The organism is Nocardia sp. MDA0666 (assembly GCF_003023875.1).
Classification (GTDB): domain Bacteria; phylum Actinomycetota; class Actinomycetes; order Mycobacteriales; family Mycobacteriaceae; genus Nocardia; species Nocardia aobensis.
This window is the reverse complement of record NZ_PYHT01000008.1, coordinates 82,104-99,640: the sequence shown is the minus strand read 5'-3', so window position 1 is coordinate 99,640 and position 17,537 is coordinate 82,104. Positions and strand designations below refer to the sequence as shown.

Below are 17,537 nucleotides of genomic sequence, written 5' to 3'. Positions count from 1 at the left end.
GGCCGCGCGGCCCAGTCGTCGTCCACACCCGCGGCCGCGTCGTCGTCCACACCCGCAGCCGCGTCATCGCCCGCTCCCGCCGAGGGGCCCGACCTCGACTACCGATTCACCCTCGCCGGTGAACGCACCTTCCTCGCCTGGATCCGCACCGCCCTCGGCCTGCTCGCGGGCGGGGTCGCGGTGCACGAGTTGGTGCAGCCGTTCGGACATCACGACATTCGATCGGTCCTGGCGATCAGTTGCATCGTGCTGTCGGCCGTCATCGCGCTCGGCGCGTTCGGCCGCTGGCGGCTGGTGGGCGCGGCGATGCGGGCGGGCCGCCCGCTCCCGAACACCGTGATGGTGCCGATTCTGGCGATCGGGATCGCCGTCATCGCCCTGCTGGCCGGAATCGGATTGCTGCTGTCATGACCGCGATCCCGCCGAATCGTCCGCCCGCCGTCCCGGCCGACCGCGGTTTGCAGGCCGAGCGGACGGCGTTGTCCTGGTGGCGGACCGCCGTGGGTGCCATGGCCAATGCGCTGCTGTTCCTGCACGTAGCCTTGACCAGCGGTGACCGCGCCGCCACCGTGCTCGCGCTAGTGGCGATCGGCGCACTGGCGGTGATCACCACCGTCTGTGTGGTGCGCAGCCGGACCCTGCACACCCATGCGTGGGGGAGTTGGAGCGACGGGCGGATCGCGATGTCGACGACGAGTGCGGCGATCTGTGTCGTGGCGTCGGCGGCGCTCGTGGTGGCGTTGCTGGAGTCGACGCCCGGCTGGCATCTCTGAGCTGATCTGCGCATCGGCAGGTTGCCCGGCGTCCGCTGGGCGGGGGTGGGAATCCGGGCGCTGACCACCCCGTTTATGTTCTCACCTGCGCTGGTCGTAGACTGGCAACGCGGTTCGCTGTACGCGGATCGACTTCGCGCGTCCGATCACGGTGCCGTCGGCTGGTCCTCCCGAATTTTTCCGGAAGGTCCGGCGGCCACGGACGCCAGGGCAGAGATCGACCCTCGATTTCTGCGTCAACCGGCTCAGAAAGGCGGGTACGCAGCTATGGCTGTCGTAACCATGAAGCAGCTGCTCGACAGCGGCGCACACTTCGGTCACCAGACCCGGCGGTGGAACCCGAAGATGAAGCGGTTCATCTTCACCGACCGCAACGGCATCTACATCATCGACCTGCAGCAGACGCTGACCTACATCGACAAGGCCTACGAGTTCGTCAAGGAGACCGTTGCCCACGGTGGCACCGTTCTCTTCGTCGGCACCAAGAAGCAGGCTCAGGAGTCGATCGCGGCCGAGGCGACTCGCGTCGGGATGCCCTACGTCAACCAGCGCTGGCTGGGTGGCATGCTCACCAACTTCTCCACCGTGCACAAGCGGCTGCAGCGCCTGAAGGAACTCGAGGCGATGGAGCAGACCGGTGGTTTCGAGGGCCGCACCAAGAAGGAAATCTTGATGCTGACCCGCGAGAAGAACAAGCTGGAGCGCACCCTCGGCGGTATCCGCGATATGGCCAAGGTTCCCTCGGCCATCTGGGTCGTCGACACCAACAAGGAGCACATCGCCGTCGGTGAGGCTCGCAAGCTGAACATCCCGGTCATCGCGATCCTGGACACCAACTGCGACCCCGACCTGGTCGACTACCCGATCCCGGGTAACGACGACGCGATCCGCTCGGCCGCGCTGCTCACCAAGGTTGTCGCTTCCGCGGTCGCCGAGGGCGTGCAGGCCCGCGCCTCCCGCGCGTCGGGCGATGTGAAGCCCGAAGCCGGCGCCGGCGAGCCGCTCGCCGAGTGGGAGCAGGAGTTGCTGGCGCAGGCGACCCCGGCCGCCGAGGGCGGCGAGGCTGCCGCCGAAGCTCCGGCCGAGACCGCCGCCGAGGCGGAGCTGAAGGAAGAGCCGGCCACCAAGACCCCGGCCGACTTCTGATCCGGCGCGGTTCCCACCGCGATTGTCTGTTCACCCTGCCGGCCCTTCCTGTTCGGAAGCGGTCGGCATGGTGGTGCTAAGAGACCTGACAACTTTCGTAAATCTTCGAGGAGGCTCGCCACGATGGCGAACTACACCGCCCAGGATGTGAAGCGGCTCCGCGAGCTCACCGGCTCCGGAATGATGGACTGCAAGAAGGCCCTGGAGGAGACCGACGGCGACTTCGACAAGGCCGTCGAGGTGCTGCGGATCAAGGGCGCCAAGGATGTCGGCAAGCGCGCCGAGCGCGCCACCGCCGAGGGCCTGGTCGCCGCGCAGAACGGCGTGATGATCGAGCTCAACTCCGAGACCGACTTCGTCGCCAAGAACGACGAGTTCCAGAACACCGCCGGCGACATCGTCGACGCCGCCGCCAAGGTGCGCCCGGCCGACCTGGAGGCGCTCAAGGCCGTCGACGTCAACGGCAAGACCGCCGACCAGGTGGTGCAGGAGCTGGCCGCCAAGATCGGCGAGAAGCTGGAGCTGCGTCGCGTCGTGTCCTTCGACGGCCCGGTCGCGACCTACCTGCACAAGCGGTCCTCGGACCTGCCGCCGGCCGTCGGCGTGCTGGTCGAGTACCAGGGTGAGGGCGACGCCGCGGCCGAGGTCGCTCGCGCCGCCGCGATGCAGATCGCCGCGCTCAAGGCCAAGTACCTGACCCGCGAGGATGTCCCGGCCGATGTCGTCGCCAAGGAGCGCGAGATCGCCGAGGCGACCGCGAAGGAAGAGGGCAAGCCGGAGGCCGCGCTGCCGAAGATCGTCGAGGGTCGCGTGAACGGCTTCTACAAGGACGTCGTCCTGCTGGAGCAGTCCTCGGTCACCGACAGCAAGAAGACCGTCAAGCAGCTGCTGGACGATGCCGGTGTCACCATCACCCGCTTCGCCCGCTTCGAGGTCGGTCAGGCCTGATCTGCCGGAAAGGCCCCCGGTGCGACGAATTCCGTTGCGCCGGGGGCCTTTCGGTATCGATCAGCCGCCGCAGCCGCCGGGGTTGATGCATCCGCTGCTGCCCGTGATGGCCCAGTTCGCCAGATACGGGATCGCCGGCAGCAGGCTGATGATCGGCGTGCCGCTGTCGACGCTGCCGAACGCGGCATCGGTACTGCCGGTGGGGATCGGGCCGGTGAAACTGGCAGGTGCCGCGGAACCGGCGTGATCCGGCGCCGCGCCGGCCTCCGGCGTCAGTGGAACGACCGCCGCTGTGGCGGGGGAGGCGACGGCGAGGGGTGCGGCGCCGAGCAATGCCGCGGCGCAGAGAATGTGAACCGTCCGGCGAGTGATCTCCATGCGCCCGCACCTTATTTGAAACAACAACGTTTCGCAGTGGGATAGGGAATTGTCGCGTATTCGAGGGTCGGCTCACCGGCGCGACCGCTGGTGGTGCAGGATGGACACAGCGTGTTACCGTCCCGCGCGAACAATCGCGCCCGGGAGGGTAATTTCCCGTGCGTGCGCTCGCTCGACTGCCGAGGACTAGGAGACCGATGACGGACCCGGATACGGCGCCCGACCGCAAGGGCTATCGCCGAGTACTCCTCAAATTGGGTGGGGAGATGTTCGGCGGCGGCGAGGTCGGGCTCGACCCGGATGTGGTCCAGACCGTGGCCGAGCAGATCGCCGAGGTCGTCTCGACCGGCGTGCAGGTGGCGGTAGTCATCGGTGGGGGCAACTTCTTCCGCGGCGCCGAACTCGAGGAGCGCGGCATGGAACGGGCCCGCTCCGATTACATGGGTATGCTCGGCACCGTGATGAACAGCCTTGCGCTGCAAGACTTTCTGCAGAAGCAGGGGGTCGACACCCGCGTGCAGACGGCCATCACCATGGGACAGGTCGCGGAGCCGTATCTGCCCCTGCGCGCGAAGCGGCATCTGGAGAAGGGTCGCGTGGTGATCTTCGGGGCCGGAATGGGCATGCCGTACTTCTCCACCGACACCACCGCAGCACAGCGCGCGCTCGAGATCGGCGCCGAGGTCGTGCTGATGGCCAAGGCCGTCGACGGCGTCTTCACCGCCGACCCCAAGGTCGAGGCGGAGGCGAGCATGTTCTCCGAGATCACTCACAAGGAAGTCCTCGAGCGCGGACTCAAGGTGGCCGATGCCACCGCGTTCAGTTTGTGTATGGACAACCAGATGCCGATGCTGGTGTTCAATTTGTTGATCAAGGGCAATATCGCCCGCGCGGTGGCCGGTGAGAAAATCGGCACACTGGTTCGGTCCTGAACCCTGCGGGGATCGGTCCTCGCGAATTCCGGGCCCCGAAACGATGCTGTGGAGGAAACGGTCGTGATTGATGAAGCGCTCTTCGACGCCGAGGAGAAGATGGAAAAGGCTGTCTCGGTGGCGAAGGACGACCTCGGAGGTATTCGGACCGGCCGCGCCAACCCGGGCATGTTCAACCGGGTCGTGGTCGAGTACTACGGCTCGCCGACGCCGATCACCCAGATGGCCAGCATCACCGTGCCCGAACCGCGCATGGTCGTCATCAAGCCCTACGAGCAGGGGCAGTTGCAGACGATCGAGACCGCGATCCGCAATTCGGATCTGGGCGTGAATCCGACCAACGACGGCACCATCATCCGCGTGGTGATCCCGCAGCTGACCGAGGAACGCCGCCGAGAACTGGTGAAGCAGGCGAAATCCAAGGGGGAGGACGCCAAGATCGCCATTCGTAATGTGCGGCGCAAGTCGATGGACGAGCTGAACCGCATCCAGAAGGACGGCGAGGCCGGCGAGGACGAGGTCGGTCGCGCCGAGAAGGAACTGGACAAGACCACCCAGAAGTACGTTGCCCAGATCGACGAGCTGGTCAAGCACAAGGAATCGGAACTGCTCGAGGTGTGAGACTCGGCCCGGCGCGACGATGCGGCACGGGCCCGGGGACGGAGTGGACGAATAAGTGAGCGACGGGACAATCGTGGCCGAAGAAGCCGCAGCCGGCGAGACGATGCCGGCGAGCGACCCGGCCGGTGCAACACCGGCTCCCGACACCCCCTCGGCGCAGCCGAGCGGTAAGCCCTCCCGCGCCGGTCGCAATTTACCGGCCGCGCTGGCGGTCGGTGTCGGCCTTGGCGCATCGCTGATCGCGATCCTGCTGTTCGTTCCGAAGGTTCTCATCGGAGTCATCGCGGTCGCGATGGCGATCGCCACCTGGGAGGTCGCCAAGCGGCTGCGCGAGGCCGACGTCCTGGTGCCGCGGGTGCCGCTCATCGTCGGCGGACAGGCGATGATCTGGCTGGCCTGGCCCTACGGCACCGAGGGCGTGGCGGGCGCCTTCGCGGCGACGGCGCTGGTGTGCATGGTGTGGCGGCTGTTCGACCACGGCCTGGTGGCCACGCCGCGAAACTTCCTGCGCGACACCGCGATAACGGTGTTCGTGGTGTCCTGGATCCCGCTGCTGGCCTCGTTCGCGGTGCTGATGTTGCAGCAGGACGACGGCAATCTCCGCGTGCTGACCTTCATGATCCTGGTGGTCTGCTCCGATGTCGGCGGTTACGTCGCGGGCGTGCTGTTCGGCCGCCATCCGATGGTGCCGGCCATCAGCCCGAAGAAATCGTGGGAGGGATTCGCCGGATCGCTGGTGTTCTGCATCATCGGCGGACTCCTCACGGTGACGCTGCTGCTGCAGGCCAATTCGATGATCGGCGTGCTGCTGGGCGTCGCGGTCGTGGTCGTGGCGACCTGCGGGGATCTGATCGAATCGCAGATCAAGCGCGAGCTGGGCATCAAGGACATGGGCACGTTGCTGCCCGGGCACGGCGGCATCATGGACCGCCTCGACTCGATGCTGCCCTCGGCGTTCGTCTCCTGGCTGGTGCTGACCGCCCTGCTCTGAGGCTCAGCGTCGCTTCGCCGCGCGCCGCAACTGCATGATCCGCCAGCCGCCGGCCAGCGCCATCACCAGCGCTCCGGCGATCACCGACAGCAGCAGCGTGACGCCGAGCGGCAGGTTGAACTGCCAGAAGAACAGATGGATTCGGACCTGATCGAGGTTCTGCAGGATGAAGATCAACAGCAGAACCCCGATGACCGCCGCCGCGACGAGCGCCACCCAGGTGTAGCCCGCACGGGTCTTGAGTGCTCGGTTGCGGCGGACGGGTGCGGTCGAGGGCGGGGTGTCGACGCGCGGGGGATCGGTGTGCGGGACCGGGTCCGGTCCGTGGCTCGGTACTGCGTCGCTGGTCATATTTCGATCATTCCCGATCGCTATGGCGGATATGCGTATCTCCGGAATACCCGTTCGCCCGCGCCGTAACTGTGATCGGGTTATCCCTGCCCGCAGGCGGCGGGCCGGTACCGGCAATGCGACACTGGAAGGGTTATGACTACCTCCCTGCCGCTCGTTTTCGACGCTCCGCGCCGTGGAATGCCGCCGCGGCATCTCGCCGACCTCGACTCGGCCCAGCGGCGGCAGGCGGTGGAGGAACTCGGACTGCCGAAGTTCCGGGCCGATCAGATCGCCCGGCAGTACTACGGGCGGCTGCAGGCCGATCCGCGGCAGATGACCGATCTGCCCGAGCCGATGCGGGAGAAGATCGCCGACGCGTTGTTCCCGCCGCTGCTCAGCGAGGTGCGGCAGGTGGTGTGTGATGCGGGTACCACGCGCAAGACCCTGTGGCGCGCCGGTGACGGCACCTTGCTCGAGAGCGTGCTGATGCGCTATCCCGACCGCAACACGCTGTGCATCTCCAGTCAGGCCGGCTGCGGTATGGCCTGCCCGTTCTGCGCGACCGGGCAGGGCGGACTGAACCGCAACCTCTCCACCGCCGAGATCGTCGACCAGGTGCGCGCGGCCGCCGCGGCGCTGCGCGACGGCGAGGTCGCCGGCGGTGCCGGTCGGCTGTCGAACATCGTGTTCATGGGCATGGGCGAGCCGCTCGCCAACTACAAGCGTGTGGTGGCCGCGGTCCGGCGAATCACCTCACCCGCGCCGGACGGTCTGGGTATCTCGCAGCGCAACGTGGTCGTGTCGACGGTCGGTCTGGCCCCCGCGATCCGCAAACTGGCCGACGAGGGCCTGTCGGTGACGCTGGCCGTGTCCCTGCACACGCCGGACGACGAATTGCGAGATACGTTGGTGCCGGTCAACAATCGCTGGTCGGTCGCCGAAGTCCTCGACGCCGCACGGTATTACGCCGACAAGACCGGTCGCCGGGTCTCGGTCGAATATGCTCTGATCCGCGACATCAACGACCAGCCGTGGCGTGCCGACATGCTGGGCCAGAAGCTGCACAAGGCGCTGGGCGCCCGTGTGCACGTGAACCTGATCCCGTTGAATCCGACCCCGGGTAGTAAGTGGGACGCCTCACCGAAACCTGTTGAGCGGGAATTCGTTCGGCGGGTGGAGGCACAGGGTGTGCCGTGCACCGTACGCGATACCCGCGGGCAGGAAATCGCCGCGGCCTGCGGACAGCTGGCCGCGGAGGGTTAGCTTGCTGCGCTGCCGGTAGGGTCGCGGTCGGCGCTGCCGGATCGCAGCGCGAATACGCCGAGACCCGCGAGTACCATCGCCGCTCCCACCACCCACAGGCCCGCGCGCTGAGTCCCGGTCAGGTCGGCCAGCCAGCCGGTGAGGTAGGGCGCCGCGAACCCGCTGACATTGCCGAGCGAATTGATCAGGGCGATACCGCCCGCCGCGGCCGCGCCGGACAGGAACGCGCTCGGCAGGGCCCAGAAGGTGGGCAGAGCGGCGAGCACACCGACGGCGCAGACGGTGACCGCGGACATGGCCGCGAACGGGTTGTGCAGGTACAAGGCGACCGGAATGGCGAGACCGCCGATGATCGCTGGCAGAGCGACATGCCTGCGCCGTTCGCCGGTGCGATCGCCGTGGCGGCCCCACCACACCATCGCGACCGCGCCGATCACATAGGGGACAGCGGTGATCAGACCGCGCTGCACCACCGAATAGTGGGTACCGTACTGCTGCTGGAATCCGGCCACGATGGTGGGCAGGAAGAACCCGAGCGCGTAGAGCCCGTAGACGATACCCGCGTAGATCGCGGCCAGTCCGAGTATGCGCGGATGGGTGAGAGATCGGCGCACCGTCCAGTGTTCGGTGCGCTGAACCGACCGTTGCTCCTCCGCGAGTTCGGTTGCCAGCCAAGTCCTCTCCTCGTCCGACAACCATCGGGCCTGCTCCGGCCGATCGGTGAGGTAGAACCAGGTCGCTACCGCCAGCAGCAAGGCCGGCAGGCCCTGCACGAGGAACATGAATCGCCAGCCGCTGAGCCCGAATACGTTGTCTCCGTATTCGATGAGCAGGCTCGACAGCGTGGATCCGAGAGCGGTCGACAGCGGTACCGCGGTCATGAACAGAGCGACGATTCGGGCACGATAGCGCTGCGGAAACCAGAAGGTCAGATACAGCAGAATGCCCGGGAAGAATCCGGCCTCCGCCACGCCCAGCAGGAAGCGCAGCACGATGAGGACCGTCTCGTTGGGCACGAACGTCATCGCGGTGGCGACGATGCCCCAGGTGAGCATGATGCGGGCGATCCAGCGCCGCGCACCGAACCGGTGCAGCGCCAGATTGCTCGGCACTTCCAGTACGAGATAGCCGAGAAAGAAGATCCCCGAGGCGAAGCCGAACGCGGTCTCCGACATGCCGAGGTCGGCCTTCATTCCGCTGGGCCCGGCGAATCCCACGTTCACCCGATCCAGGTAATTGACGAAGTACAGGAGGCACAGAAACGGCACCAGCCGAATCGTCACCTTGCGTACGGTCGCGGTGGCGACGTCGGCGGGAGCGATCATCATCCGTACTCTCCGCATTCGCGGACGGCCAGTCAAGTCGCGTCGTGGTGTCACCCGCGCGCCGCTCAGCTGAGCAAAGCCCTTGCGTACCAATCCTTGTCGTCACGCACTCCCGGCAGCGCGAAGAAGTAGCCGCCGCCGAAGGGCTGGACGTAGTCGGTGAGGGGTTCGTTGATCAGCCGGGTCTGGATGGCCTCGAACTGGCGGGCGACGTCCTGCTGGAAGCAGGTGAAGATGTGCCCCGAGGCCATGTTGCCGTTGCGCTCCACGCCGAGGTCGTAGTTGTAGGAGCGGCGGACCAGTTGCTGGCGAGCGGTTTCGGGGGTGCGCGGATTAGCCAGCCGGATATGGGAATCCAGCGGGATGACCGAGCCCTCCGGGTCGGCGGCGTAGTCGGGGGTGTCGAATTCCTGATTGCCGTCGAGCGGGGCGCCGGAGTCGCGGCGGCGCCCGAACATGTTCTCCTGCTCGTTGATCGAGACCCGGTCCCAGAATTCGACGAGCATGCGGATCAGCCGGACCACCTGGTAGGTGCCGCCGCGGGTCCATTCGGGTTCGCCGCCGCCGTCGGTCCAGATGAGCGATTCGGCGTCGGCGCCGGTCGGGTTGGCCGTTCCGTCCTTGAAGCCCAACAGGTTCCGGCCGGTGCCGGAGGGGCGCGGCGGCGAGTTGTAGCCGTCGATCTTCCAGCGCAGTTGCAGTGCGCCGCGGGTCTGGCGGGTGATGTCGCGCAGCGCGTGATGGACCGTGTCGGGGTGGTGGGCGCACAGCTGGATCAGCAGGTCGCCGTGCATCCAGGCCGGATCCGGGGTGTCGTTGGGGAAGGTTCGCATCGGCGTGAGTTTGGCGGGTTTGGCCGCGGCCAGCCCGAAGCGGCCGTCGAACAGGCTCGCGCCCACTCCGGTGGTGACGGTGAGCCCGTCGGCGATCACCTCCGGCCCGAGCACCGCACTGTCGGACGGCGGCTGACCAAGGCCGAGGTCGGTCGGGGCGCCGCCGGCGGTGAGGAAGCGGGCACGTGCGGTGAGGGTCTTCATCGCCTCCACCAGTTCCGCGCGGTGGGTGGTGGTGACGTCGAAGGCGGCGAAGCAGGCGGCGTTCTGTTTCGCCGACGGGCCCGGCGTGAGGATGCCGGCCTGATGTTCGCCGTGGAAGGGATAGCTCGCCTCGGCCTTCGGGCTGCCCACCGTGGCGGCGTCGGCGTCCTGGCGGGCACCCTCGGCGAGAATGCCCGCGGTCAGCGCGGTTCCGGCGGCACCGGCGGCGGCGCCGGAGAGGAAGCGGCGGCGGCTGACGTTCATCGTGAAGCCTTACTGGTCGGTCGGTGGTTCGGCATGGTCAGTGGGAGATCGGCACTTCGAGCAACCGCGGCACCTTGGCGAGTTCCTCGAGAGCGGCGCCGAGGCGCGCGTTGACGGCTTGCCGCGCGGCCGGCGGGGTCCGATCCGGCGACTGCCACTGTCCGTGGTTCTGGGTGGCGAGCAGAGCCGCCTGCAACTCGTCGAGGCGGGTGCGCAGGGTGGCGCGCAGTTGCGGCGCCCGCGGATCGATCAGTGGGCCGAACTGATCGAGAACCGCGCGAGTCACGTCGATGTCGGCGAGCGTCATCGGATACGCCGCGCCCGCGCCCTGGTCGTCGATGCCCGAAATATGGTCGCGCAGAGCGTCTTCCAGGATTTCGTGGGCGCGCAGCGGCAGCTTCTTCGGATCGCCGGCGAGGTCGTCGCTGCCGAGATTATGCCGGATGTTCGCGATATCGCCGCCGAGCCGATCGACCACCGGCAGCAGTTGATCGGGCCGCTGTCCGTGCCACAGGCCGTATTCCAGCCGGTGCAGACCGGTGAATCCGGGATCGTTCACACCACCGGGCAGGCCGTCGGGCAGACCCGATACCGCGGTGCCGGCGTCGCCGAAACTGTTGTAGGAGGCGCCGACGCGCTCCCATTCCAGCTGGGCGCTGAGCCAATCCGCTTGTGCGGCAGCGATATTGCCGCCACGCAGATCGTTGCCGATCGCGGTGACGGCGCCGGAGAGCCGGGTCAGCACGCCGGCGGCGTAGGCCTGATAGGCGTCGTTGGGGCCGCGCAGATCGTCCTCTGTGACGCGTTTGACGGCCGGTGGGGTGTCGCCCGCCTCGCCACTGACCTGCACCGCCGCCGACGAGGTCACCGGCTTACCGGACATCAGGCATTGCATGGTGTAGGTGCCGCTGCTCAAGGTCGCGGTCAGGTTGGCGGTGGTGGCCGGGCCGATCGTCTCGATCTCCCCGACGACCGCACCGCCGGAGTTCACCAGGTTGATCTCCCCGGCCTTGGACGTCTTGTTCTGCACCTCGAACGTCTGCGTCCCGGCCCGCCCCGACTTCCATTCCGAGGCACACGAACTGTCGGTGACCGACACCGCCTGCGCCTTACCGGAGCCGCTCGACGGCAGCAGCGCGATCGCCACCCCGGCGGCCACGGCGGGAACGACCACCAGCACCGCACCGACCAGCAACGGCCGCGGCCCGGCGATTCGCTCCCACCAGTCGGGCGCGTGCTCGGAGTCGGCTGGAGCCGATGTGAACGTTGCCGCTGCACTCGGGGGAGGCGCCGACGCCGTGTTTGCGGGACCCTGGCCGGTTGCCTCCCTGGGCTGCGGCGGCGCAGTGGGCTCCGACTCGGCCGCGGCCGAGTCGGAGGCGGCAGGAGCCGCTGACACCGGTGTGGCACCCGGGGCGCTCGCCGCAGCGGCAGCCGTCGCGGCAGCCGGCTGCGCCGCCTTCGCCGGGGCCTTCGCGGGCGCCTGGCGTCCCGCGCGGATGAACAGCGGGATCACCACGGCCAGGTAGACCACCCAGGCGACAACCTGCAGCACCGTCATGCGCGGCGTGAGCTCGGTGATGCCGGTGATGATCGAGACCCACCACGAATTCGGGTCGATATGGGCCGACAGGTCGAAGGCGACCCAGTGTCGTCCGGGCAGGATGTTCGCGTCCTGCAGATCACCGAGACCGTAGGACAGCACACCGGCGGCGATCACGATCAGCGCGAGCGCGGTGCGGTTGAAGAACACGCCGAGGTTGAGTTTCACCGACTGCCGGTACAGCAACCAGCACAGCACCACCGCGGCGGCGAAACCGAGCGCGGCGCCGACCAGCGGTGCGACCGTGGTGCCGGATGCCTTGACCGCGGTCCAGACGAACAGCGTCGATTCCAGGCCCTCGCGCCCGACGGCCATGAATGCCGTGATTGCCAGCGCACCCGCCCCGATCGCGGTGGCGCGGGCGACCTCACCGCGAAGCTGACCGGACAGCGACGCGGCGGTGCGCCGCATCCAGAACACCATCGCCGTCACCAGTCCGACCGCGATCACGCTCAGGGTGCCGCCGACGATTTCCTGGCCGGAATTCGAGAGCACGCTCGTGGAGTAGGTGAGCACGGCCGCGAAGCTGGCCGCCACCGATACCGCGCCGAGCAGGCCGAGCCAGACGGGAGTCGCGGAGACCGGGCGCTGCGGGGTCGACGTCTTGCGCACGGCAGCCAGCAGGATCGTCACCACGAGTCCCGCCTCGAGGCCCTCCCGCAGGCAGATCAGTAGATTAGGTACAGCCTCGGCCCAGCTCACCGTCCAAAGGTAAGGCATACCTATACCACAGGTCCAATCCTGCATGCCTGTAGCGAGTACTCATTGCCGCAGGTGGGGTGGTATGCGAGGTATGTCCGTATTAGCTCGACCGGCTCTCCGGCGCGTCGTCGATCAGCGTCAGCGCTTCCTCGAGCAGCGCTTCCACGATCATCGATTCCGGCACCGTCCGCACCACCTCGCCGCGGACGAAGATCTGACCCTTGTGATTGCCCGCCGAGACCCCGATATCGGCTTCCCGTGACTCACCCGGGCCGTTGACGATGCAGCCCATCACCGCGACGCGCAACGGCGCCGGAAAATCCCGGAAGGCCGCCTCGACCTTCTTCGTGAGCTCGAAGACGTCGACCTGACAGCGACCACAGGTCGGGCAGGACACGATGTCGAGGGTGCGGGGCCGCAGCCCGAGCCCGGCCAGGATGTGATGCCCGACCTTGACCTCCTCGACCGGCGGCGCCGACAGCGAGACCCGGACCGTGTCGCCGATCCCCTCGGACAGCAGGATCCCGAACGCGGTGGCCGATTTCGCGGTGCCCTGCAGCGGCGGACCCGCCTCGGTGACCCCCAGGTGTAGCGGATAGTCGCAGCGCTCGGCGAGCAGCCGGTAGGCCCGGATCATCGTGAGCGGATCGTTGTGTTTCACCGAGATCTTCAGTGCGGTGAAACCGTGCTCCTCGAACAGCCCGGCCTCCCACAGCGCCGATTCGACCAGGGCGGAGGCTGTGGAGCGACCGCCGTGCCGTTCCAGGATGCGCCGATCGAGGGAACCGGCGTTGACCCCGATGCGGATCGGTACCCCCGCCGCACCGGCCGCCGCGGCGATCTCACGAACCTTGTCGTCGAAGGTGCGGATGTTGCCCGGATTGACCCGCACTCCGGCGCAGCCGGCGTCGATGGCGGCGAAGACGTAGCGCGGATTGAAATGGATGTCGGCGATCACCGGGATGGCCGAGCGGCGGGCGATCGTCGGCAGTGCCGCGCAGTCGTCCTGGGTGGGCACGGCGACGCGGACGATATCGCAACCGGCAGCGGTCAATTCGGCGATCTGGCGCAGCGTCGCCTCGACGTCGGCGGTGACGGTGGTGGTCATCGACTGCACCGAGACGGGTGCGCCGCCGCCGACGGGCACCGAGCCGACGTCGATGCGCCGGCTTTCCCGGCGTGGTCGTAGGGTCGGAGCCGAGGGCTCGGACAGGAATACGGCTGTCATCGGATCCTCTCGGTCGCGGGTAACCACTGTGTGCAGGCGGCGGCGATGCCCTCGCCGGTGAGGCCGTATTCGGCCAGGATGCTGTCGCGGGAGGCGTGGGCGATGAATGCGGTCGGCAGGCCGAGCGCGCGGACCGGGGCGGCGCCGGTGTCGCGGGCGACCGCGTGCATCAGGTGGGTGCCGATCCCGCCGGCGGCGATACCGTCCTCCACACAGACGGTGAGCCGATGCCGTGCCGCGATCGCCGGCAGTCCCGGATTGATCGGCCACACCCAGCGCGGATCGACGACGGTGGCGCCGAAACCGCTGTCGGCCAGCAGTTCCGCCGCGCGCAGACACGGCCCGGCCATCGGGCCGACCGCCACCAGCAGGATGTCGAGCGGACTGCGCGGCCCGCGGTACAGGATATCCATCCCGTCCATTCGTGCCAGCGACGAAATACCTTCTCCGGCAGTAGCTTTCGGATAGCGCACGGTGGTGGGCCCGGCCGTGGCTACGGCTTCGCGCAGGAGTTCGCGGACCCGGCTGGGATCACGTGGGCACGCGATCCGCATCCCCGGTACGCAGGTGAGCAGCGCCAGATCCCACATCCCGTGATGGCTGGGGCCGTCCGGACCGGTGACGCCGGCGCGGTCCAAGGCCAGTGTGACCGGCAGTTCGTGCAGCGCGATATCGAGCAGTACCTGATCGATCGCGCGGTTGAGGAAGGTCGAGTACACCGCCACCACCGGATGCATCCCGGCCGCCGCCAAGCCCGCGGCGGAGGCCAGCAGGTGCTGTTCGGCGATCCCGGAATCGAACACCCGCTCCGGTGCGCTCCGGGAGAATTCGCCGAGTCCGGTGGGCAACCGCATCGCCGCGGTCATGGCGACCACCTCCGGATGGTCGCGGGCGATACCGGCCAGTTCGGATTCGACGATATCGGTCCAGGTGGGGGCGGGTTGTCTACGCGGCGCACCGGTGACCGGATCGATCACCCCGCACGCGTGCATGCGGTCGGCCTCGTCCGCCTCGGCCGGGCCGAAGCCGCGCCCTTTGACCGTCACCGCATGCACCACAACGGGTTTGGCCAGTGCGACCGCCTTGTGCAGGGCCGTGCACAGCGCGCCGATATCGTGGCCGTCCACCGGGCCCAGATAGCTGAAACCCAAGGCGTCGAACAGATTTCCGGAGACGATGTCGCCGTCGCGCAGTCCGGTGAGATGGCCGGCCAGCGCTCCAACGGTCGGATCGTAGGAGCGCCCGTTGTCGTTGAGAACCACCACGACCGGGCGCCCGCCCGCGCCCAGATTGTTCAGGCCTTCCCAGGCCACACCGCCGGTCAGCGCGCCGTCGCCGATCACCGCCACCACCCGGCGCTCGTGTTCGCCGCGCAGCTGGAAGGCCTTGGCGATGCCGTCGGCCCACGCCAGGCTGACCGAGGCGTGGGAATTCTCCACCCAGTCGTGCGCGGATTCGGTGCGGTTCGGATACCCCGCGATCCCACCGGCCTGCCGCAGTGTGTCGAAGGTGGGCGACCGCCCGGTGAGCAACTTGTGCGCATAACTCTGATGTCCGGTGTCGAAGACGAGAACATCGGTGGGCGAACGGAAGACGCGATGCAGCGCGATGGTCAGCTCCACCGTCCCCAGACTGGCGCCGAGATGCCCGCCGGTTCCGGTGACGGTCTCGACGAGGCGATCGCGTAACCGCTGGGCGAGCGCGGGCAGTTCGTCGTCGGACAACGCGGCCAGCGCGTCGGGTCCGGTGAGGGCGGCGAGCGGGTCCGGCCCGCGCGGCGAGGGGTTCATGCGTGGCTCACCTTCCGGTGGGGGACTTCGACCCGGTGTCGATTCGACTCAGCTGACGGCGGCGCGGATCGTCTCCTTCAACGAACCCAGGGTCGCGACCACCGCGGTCGGCTCATATCCGCAGTGCGCCATGCAATTCGAGCAGCGCGGATCGTTGCCGCGGCCGAAGGCGTTCCAGTCGGTGTCGTCGATCAATTCCCGATAGGTGGCCACATAACCGTCGTCGAGCAGATAACACGGCCGCTGCCATCCCTTGAGCGAATACGACGGAATCGCCCAGGCGGTGCAGTCGAAGTCGACCTTGCCCTCCAGGAAATCCAGATACAGCGGGGAGTGGTTGAGCCGCCACTTCTTGCGGCGCCCGTCGGCGAAGGCCTTGGCGAACAGCTGATGGGTCTCCTTCACGCCGAGCCAATGCTCCTGATCGGGCGCCTTCTCGTAGGCGTAACCGGGCGCGATCTGCATATGGTCGATCTCGAGCTCGTCGTTGAGATAGTCCAGGACGTCGATCACGTCCTGCGGCGAATCCACGTCGAAGAACGTGGTATTCGTCATCACCCGGAATCCCGCGGCCTTGGCCTCGCGGATCGCGGCCACGGCCTGATCGAAGACACCGTCCTTGCACACCGAGGCGTCGTGGCGTTCGCGCAATCCGTCCAGGTGCACCATCCACGCGAAATTGCGGTGCGGTGCGAACTTGTGCAGATGTTTGGGCAGCAGCACCGCGTTCGTGCACAGGAAGACGATCTTGTTGCGGTCGAGCAGTTGCCGCACGATCTCGTCGATCTGCGGATGCATCAGCGGTTCACCACCGGCGATCGACACCATCGGAGCGCCGCATTCCTCGATCGCGCCGACGGCCTGTTCGACCGGCATGCGCTGTTTGAGCAGCGTGTGCGGATGCTGAATCTTGCCGCAGCCCGCGCATTTCAGATTGCAGGCGAACAGCGGCTCCAATTCGACCAGGATGGGGAACTTCTCGCGTCGCAGCAGCTTCTGCTTGGCGAGATACGCTCCCAGACGTACGGATTGACGGAATGGCATGGCCATTCAGCTCACCTCCCGAGGCAGGTTGAATCGAACACTCTCTTCGGTCACGGTGGTGTGGCGGACCCGGAGGGGGCCGAGCCCGGACAGGGCCTCGACCAGGTCGTCCACCAGATGCGGTGGTGCCGACGCGCCGGCGGTGACGCCGATGCGACGGGTGCCGGCCAGCCAGTTCAATTCGACCTCACCGGCGTCCTCCACCAGATGCGCCGCCACACCCTCGGCCGCGGCGACCTCGGCCAGCCGCAGCGAGTTGGAGGAGTTGCGCGAACCCAGCACCAGCACCAGGTCCGATTCGCGGGCCACCGCGCGCACCTCCGCATGCACCTTCGACACCAGCGGGCAGGTGCCGTCGATCACGCGCAGGCGGCGGCGTTCGGCCTGGCGGCGGACCTCCGGGGCCACCCCGTGCGCGGCGAGCACGACCACCGCGCCTTCGGGCACATGATCGAGCTCCTCGACGAAAACCGCTCCCCGCCCGGCCAATTCGCGCACCACATGGCTGTTGTGCACGATCTGACGCCGCACGTACACCGGTGCGCCGAAGCGGTCCAGGGCCTGCTCGACGATCTCGATCGCCCGCTCGACCCCGGCGCAGAACGAGCGCGGACCGGCGAGCAGGATCTCGCGATCGCCGGTCGCCGCCGACCACCGGTCCAGCACCGGCGCCGCCGCGCGCAGTGAACGCAGTGCCCGCACCCCGCGCCACAGCGTGCCCGGGCTCAGCAGCGGCGCGTCGGGAGTGTCGACGATCGCCCGGAGTGCGACGGCCTGCCCGTCGGGGGCATCGGCGGCGAGGAACGCCGTCTCGGTATCGACCGCGAGCGCACCGGTCTCCGCCAGTTCGGCGCGCGCCCGGCCGGTGACCACGTGCTCGGCGGAATACACCGGCCCGAGCCGTGCGGGCAGACCCAAGCGCAGCAGTTCACCGTGCAGCAATACCGCTGCGGGACTGGCTAATTCGGTACCGTTGCGCCGGATCTCGCTGGCTACCACGAGATCACCGGGTCGCAGCTCCGTCGTCAGCGCACCCGCGACTCCCGCCACCGCGACCGGACCCGCCGCGGCGGCGTCGTAGCGCCGTCGCGGACCGCGCCCGGTGTGCACCACGGGCGCCGTGGCGGCGCCGCGCAGTGCTGCCCACTCCGAAAGCAAA

General features: G+C 68.0%; 15 protein-coding genes and 2 pseudogenes. 8 read left to right on the top strand and 9 right to left on the bottom strand.

The annotated features are described in order from the left end of the window. Positions 1 to 75 precede the first annotated feature (75 nt). The 4 genes and pseudogenes from C8258_RS14125 to tsf all read left to right on the top strand — a co-directional run. Positions 76 to 411: pseudogene (locus C8258_RS14125) on the top strand (YidH family protein); the annotation flags it as partial. After that, positions 408 to 773, top strand: coding sequence for a DUF202 domain-containing protein (locus C8258_RS14120; RefSeq protein ID WP_106955576.1), 366 nt, complete (start codon positions 408 to 410; stop codon positions 771 to 773). The pseudogene C8258_RS14125 and the gene C8258_RS14120, both read left to right, overlap by 4 nt. A 267-nt stretch (positions 774 to 1,040) precedes the next feature. Beyond that, positions 1,041 to 1,919 (top strand): 30S ribosomal protein S2, encoded by an 879-nt coding sequence (gene rpsB, locus C8258_RS14115; RefSeq protein WP_036503641.1) that lies wholly within the window; start codon positions 1,041 to 1,043, stop codon positions 1,917 to 1,919. Positions 1,920 to 2,042: 123 nt separating this feature from the next. After that, positions 2,043 to 2,867 carry a translation elongation factor Ts gene (gene tsf / locus C8258_RS14110; RefSeq protein ID WP_063011778.1) on the top strand — a complete coding sequence of 275 codons (825 nt, stop codon included), beginning with the start codon at positions 2,043 to 2,045 and terminating at the stop codon, positions 2,865 to 2,867. Positions 2,868 to 2,927: 60 nt separating this feature from the next. Here tsf and C8258_RS14105 read toward each other — a convergent pair whose 3' ends face one another. Beyond that, positions 2,928 to 3,245, bottom strand: a complete 318-nt coding sequence (locus tag C8258_RS14105; protein ID WP_106955575.1) for a hypothetical protein — start codon at positions 3,243 to 3,245, stop codon at positions 2,928 to 2,930. Between the two features lie 197 nt (positions 3,246 to 3,442). On the opposite strand from C8258_RS14105, the gene pyrH reads away from it, so the two are divergent. The 3 genes from pyrH to C8258_RS14090 all read left to right on the top strand — a co-directional run bounded on the left by pyrH (position 3,443) and on the right by C8258_RS14090 (position 5,789). After that, positions 3,443 to 4,177 carry a UMP kinase gene (pyrH, locus tag C8258_RS14100; protein ID WP_036503626.1) on the top strand — a complete coding sequence of 245 codons (735 nt, stop codon included), beginning with the start codon at positions 3,443 to 3,445 and terminating at the stop codon, positions 4,175 to 4,177. A 63-nt stretch (positions 4,178 to 4,240) separates the two neighbouring features. Beyond that, positions 4,241 to 4,798: a ribosome recycling factor gene (gene frr, locus C8258_RS14095; protein ID WP_062962886.1), complete on the top strand. Its 558-nt coding sequence runs from the start codon at positions 4,241 to 4,243 to the stop codon at positions 4,796 to 4,798. 103 nt (positions 4,799 to 4,901) lie between these two features. Continuing rightward, positions 4,902 to 5,789 (top strand): phosphatidate cytidylyltransferase, encoded by an 888-nt coding sequence (locus C8258_RS14090; RefSeq protein WP_106955673.1) that lies wholly within the window; start codon positions 4,902 to 4,904, stop codon positions 5,787 to 5,789. 3 nt (positions 5,790 to 5,792) lie between these two features. Here the strand turns inward: C8258_RS14090 and C8258_RS14085 are convergent, their stop codons facing one another. After that, a complete protein-coding gene (locus tag C8258_RS14085) occupies positions 5,793 to 6,140 on the bottom strand; it encodes a lipopolysaccharide assembly LapA domain-containing protein (protein WP_030513091.1) in 348 nt (115 codons plus the stop codon). A gap of 135 nt (positions 6,141 to 6,275) precedes the next feature. Between C8258_RS14085 and rlmN the strand changes: the two genes are divergently transcribed. Then, positions 6,276 to 7,385: a 23S rRNA (adenine(2503)-C(2))-methyltransferase RlmN gene (rlmN, locus tag C8258_RS14080; protein WP_063065000.1), complete on the top strand. Its 1,110-nt coding sequence runs from the start codon at positions 6,276 to 6,278 to the stop codon at positions 7,383 to 7,385. Here rlmN and C8258_RS14075 read toward each other — a convergent pair. The 7 genes and pseudogenes from C8258_RS14075 to C8258_RS33635 all read right to left on the bottom strand — a co-directional run bounded on the left by C8258_RS14075 (position 7,382) and on the right by C8258_RS33635 (position 17,536). Beyond that, entirely contained in the window at positions 7,382 to 8,713 is a 1,332-nt protein-coding gene (locus C8258_RS14075; protein ID WP_106955574.1) for an MFS transporter, read from the bottom strand. The two genes, rlmN and C8258_RS14075, sit on opposite strands and share 4 nt — an antisense overlap. A 62-nt stretch (positions 8,714 to 8,775) precedes the next feature. Continuing rightward, complete coding sequence (gene efeB / locus C8258_RS14070) at positions 8,776 to 10,011, bottom strand: iron uptake transporter deferrochelatase/peroxidase subunit (protein WP_106955573.1); 1,236 nt, start codon at positions 10,009 to 10,011, stop codon at positions 8,776 to 8,778. A gap of 511 nt (positions 10,012 to 10,522) precedes the next feature. Then, positions 10,523 to 12,334, bottom strand: a pseudogene (gene efeU / locus C8258_RS14065) (iron uptake transporter permease EfeU); the annotation flags it as partial. 82 nt (positions 12,335 to 12,416) lie between these two features. Beyond that, on the bottom strand, positions 12,417 to 13,544 hold the full coding sequence (gene ispG / locus C8258_RS14060; RefSeq protein WP_106955571.1) for a flavodoxin-dependent (E)-4-hydroxy-3-methylbut-2-enyl-diphosphate synthase: 1,128 nt from the start codon (positions 13,542 to 13,544) through the stop codon (positions 12,417 to 12,419). Continuing rightward, the gene (locus C8258_RS14055; protein WP_106955570.1) at positions 13,541 to 15,334 is read right to left on the bottom strand and encodes a 1-deoxy-D-xylulose-5-phosphate synthase; all 1,794 of its coding nucleotides are present in this window, start codon (positions 15,332 to 15,334) and stop codon (positions 13,541 to 13,543) included. The genes ispG and C8258_RS14055 overlap by 4 nt, the downstream gene beginning before the upstream one ends. Before the next feature lie 48 nt (positions 15,335 to 15,382). Continuing rightward, positions 15,383 to 16,384: an adenosyl-hopene transferase HpnH gene (gene hpnH, locus C8258_RS14050; protein WP_036503553.1), complete on the bottom strand. Its 1,002-nt coding sequence runs from the start codon at positions 16,382 to 16,384 to the stop codon at positions 15,383 to 15,385. Then, positions 16,385 to 17,536, bottom strand: coding sequence for a 4-hydroxy-3-methylbut-2-enyl diphosphate reductase (locus tag C8258_RS33635; RefSeq protein WP_369974751.1), 1,152 nt, complete (start codon positions 17,534 to 17,536; stop codon positions 16,385 to 16,387). It lies immediately after the preceding gene. Position 17,537 lies beyond the last annotated feature (1 nt).

Bases quoted from the DNA above. Each gene is read 5' to 3' on its own strand.
- rpsB (WP_036503641.1), top strand. From the start codon at position 1,041: ATGGCTGTCGTAACCATGAAGCAGCTGCTCGACAGCGGCGCACACTTC.
- hpnH (WP_036503553.1), bottom strand. From the start codon at position 16,384: ATGGCCATGCCATTCCGTCAATCCGTACGTCTGGGAGCGTATCTCGCC.
- rlmN (WP_063065000.1), top strand. From the start codon at position 6,276: ATGACTACCTCCCTGCCGCTCGTTTTCGACGCTCCGCGCCGTGGAATG.
- C8258_RS14090 (WP_106955673.1), top strand. From the start codon at position 4,902: ATGCCGGCGAGCGACCCGGCCGGTGCAACACCGGCTCCCGACACCCCC.
- pyrH (WP_036503626.1), top strand. From the start codon at position 3,443: ATGACGGACCCGGATACGGCGCCCGACCGCAAGGGCTATCGCCGAGTA.
- C8258_RS14055 (WP_106955570.1), bottom strand. From the start codon at position 15,334: ATGAACCCCTCGCCGCGCGGGCCGGACCCGCTCGCCGCCCTCACCGGA.
- tsf (WP_063011778.1), top strand. From the start codon at position 2,043: ATGGCGAACTACACCGCCCAGGATGTGAAGCGGCTCCGCGAGCTCACC.
- C8258_RS14105 (WP_106955575.1), bottom strand. From the start codon at position 3,245: ATGGAGATCACTCGCCGGACGGTTCACATTCTCTGCGCCGCGGCATTG.
- ispG (WP_106955571.1), bottom strand. From the start codon at position 13,544: ATGACAGCCGTATTCCTGTCCGAGCCCTCGGCTCCGACCCTACGACCA.
- efeB (WP_106955573.1), bottom strand. From the start codon at position 10,011: ATGAACGTCAGCCGCCGCCGCTTCCTCTCCGGCGCCGCCGCCGGTGCC.
- C8258_RS14085 (WP_030513091.1), bottom strand. From the start codon at position 6,140: ATGACCAGCGACGCAGTACCGAGCCACGGACCGGACCCGGTCCCGCAC.
- C8258_RS14075 (WP_106955574.1), bottom strand. From the start codon at position 8,713: ATGATGATCGCTCCCGCCGACGTCGCCACCGCGACCGTACGCAAGGTG.
- C8258_RS14120 (WP_106955576.1), top strand. From the start codon at position 408: ATGACCGCGATCCCGCCGAATCGTCCGCCCGCCGTCCCGGCCGACCGC.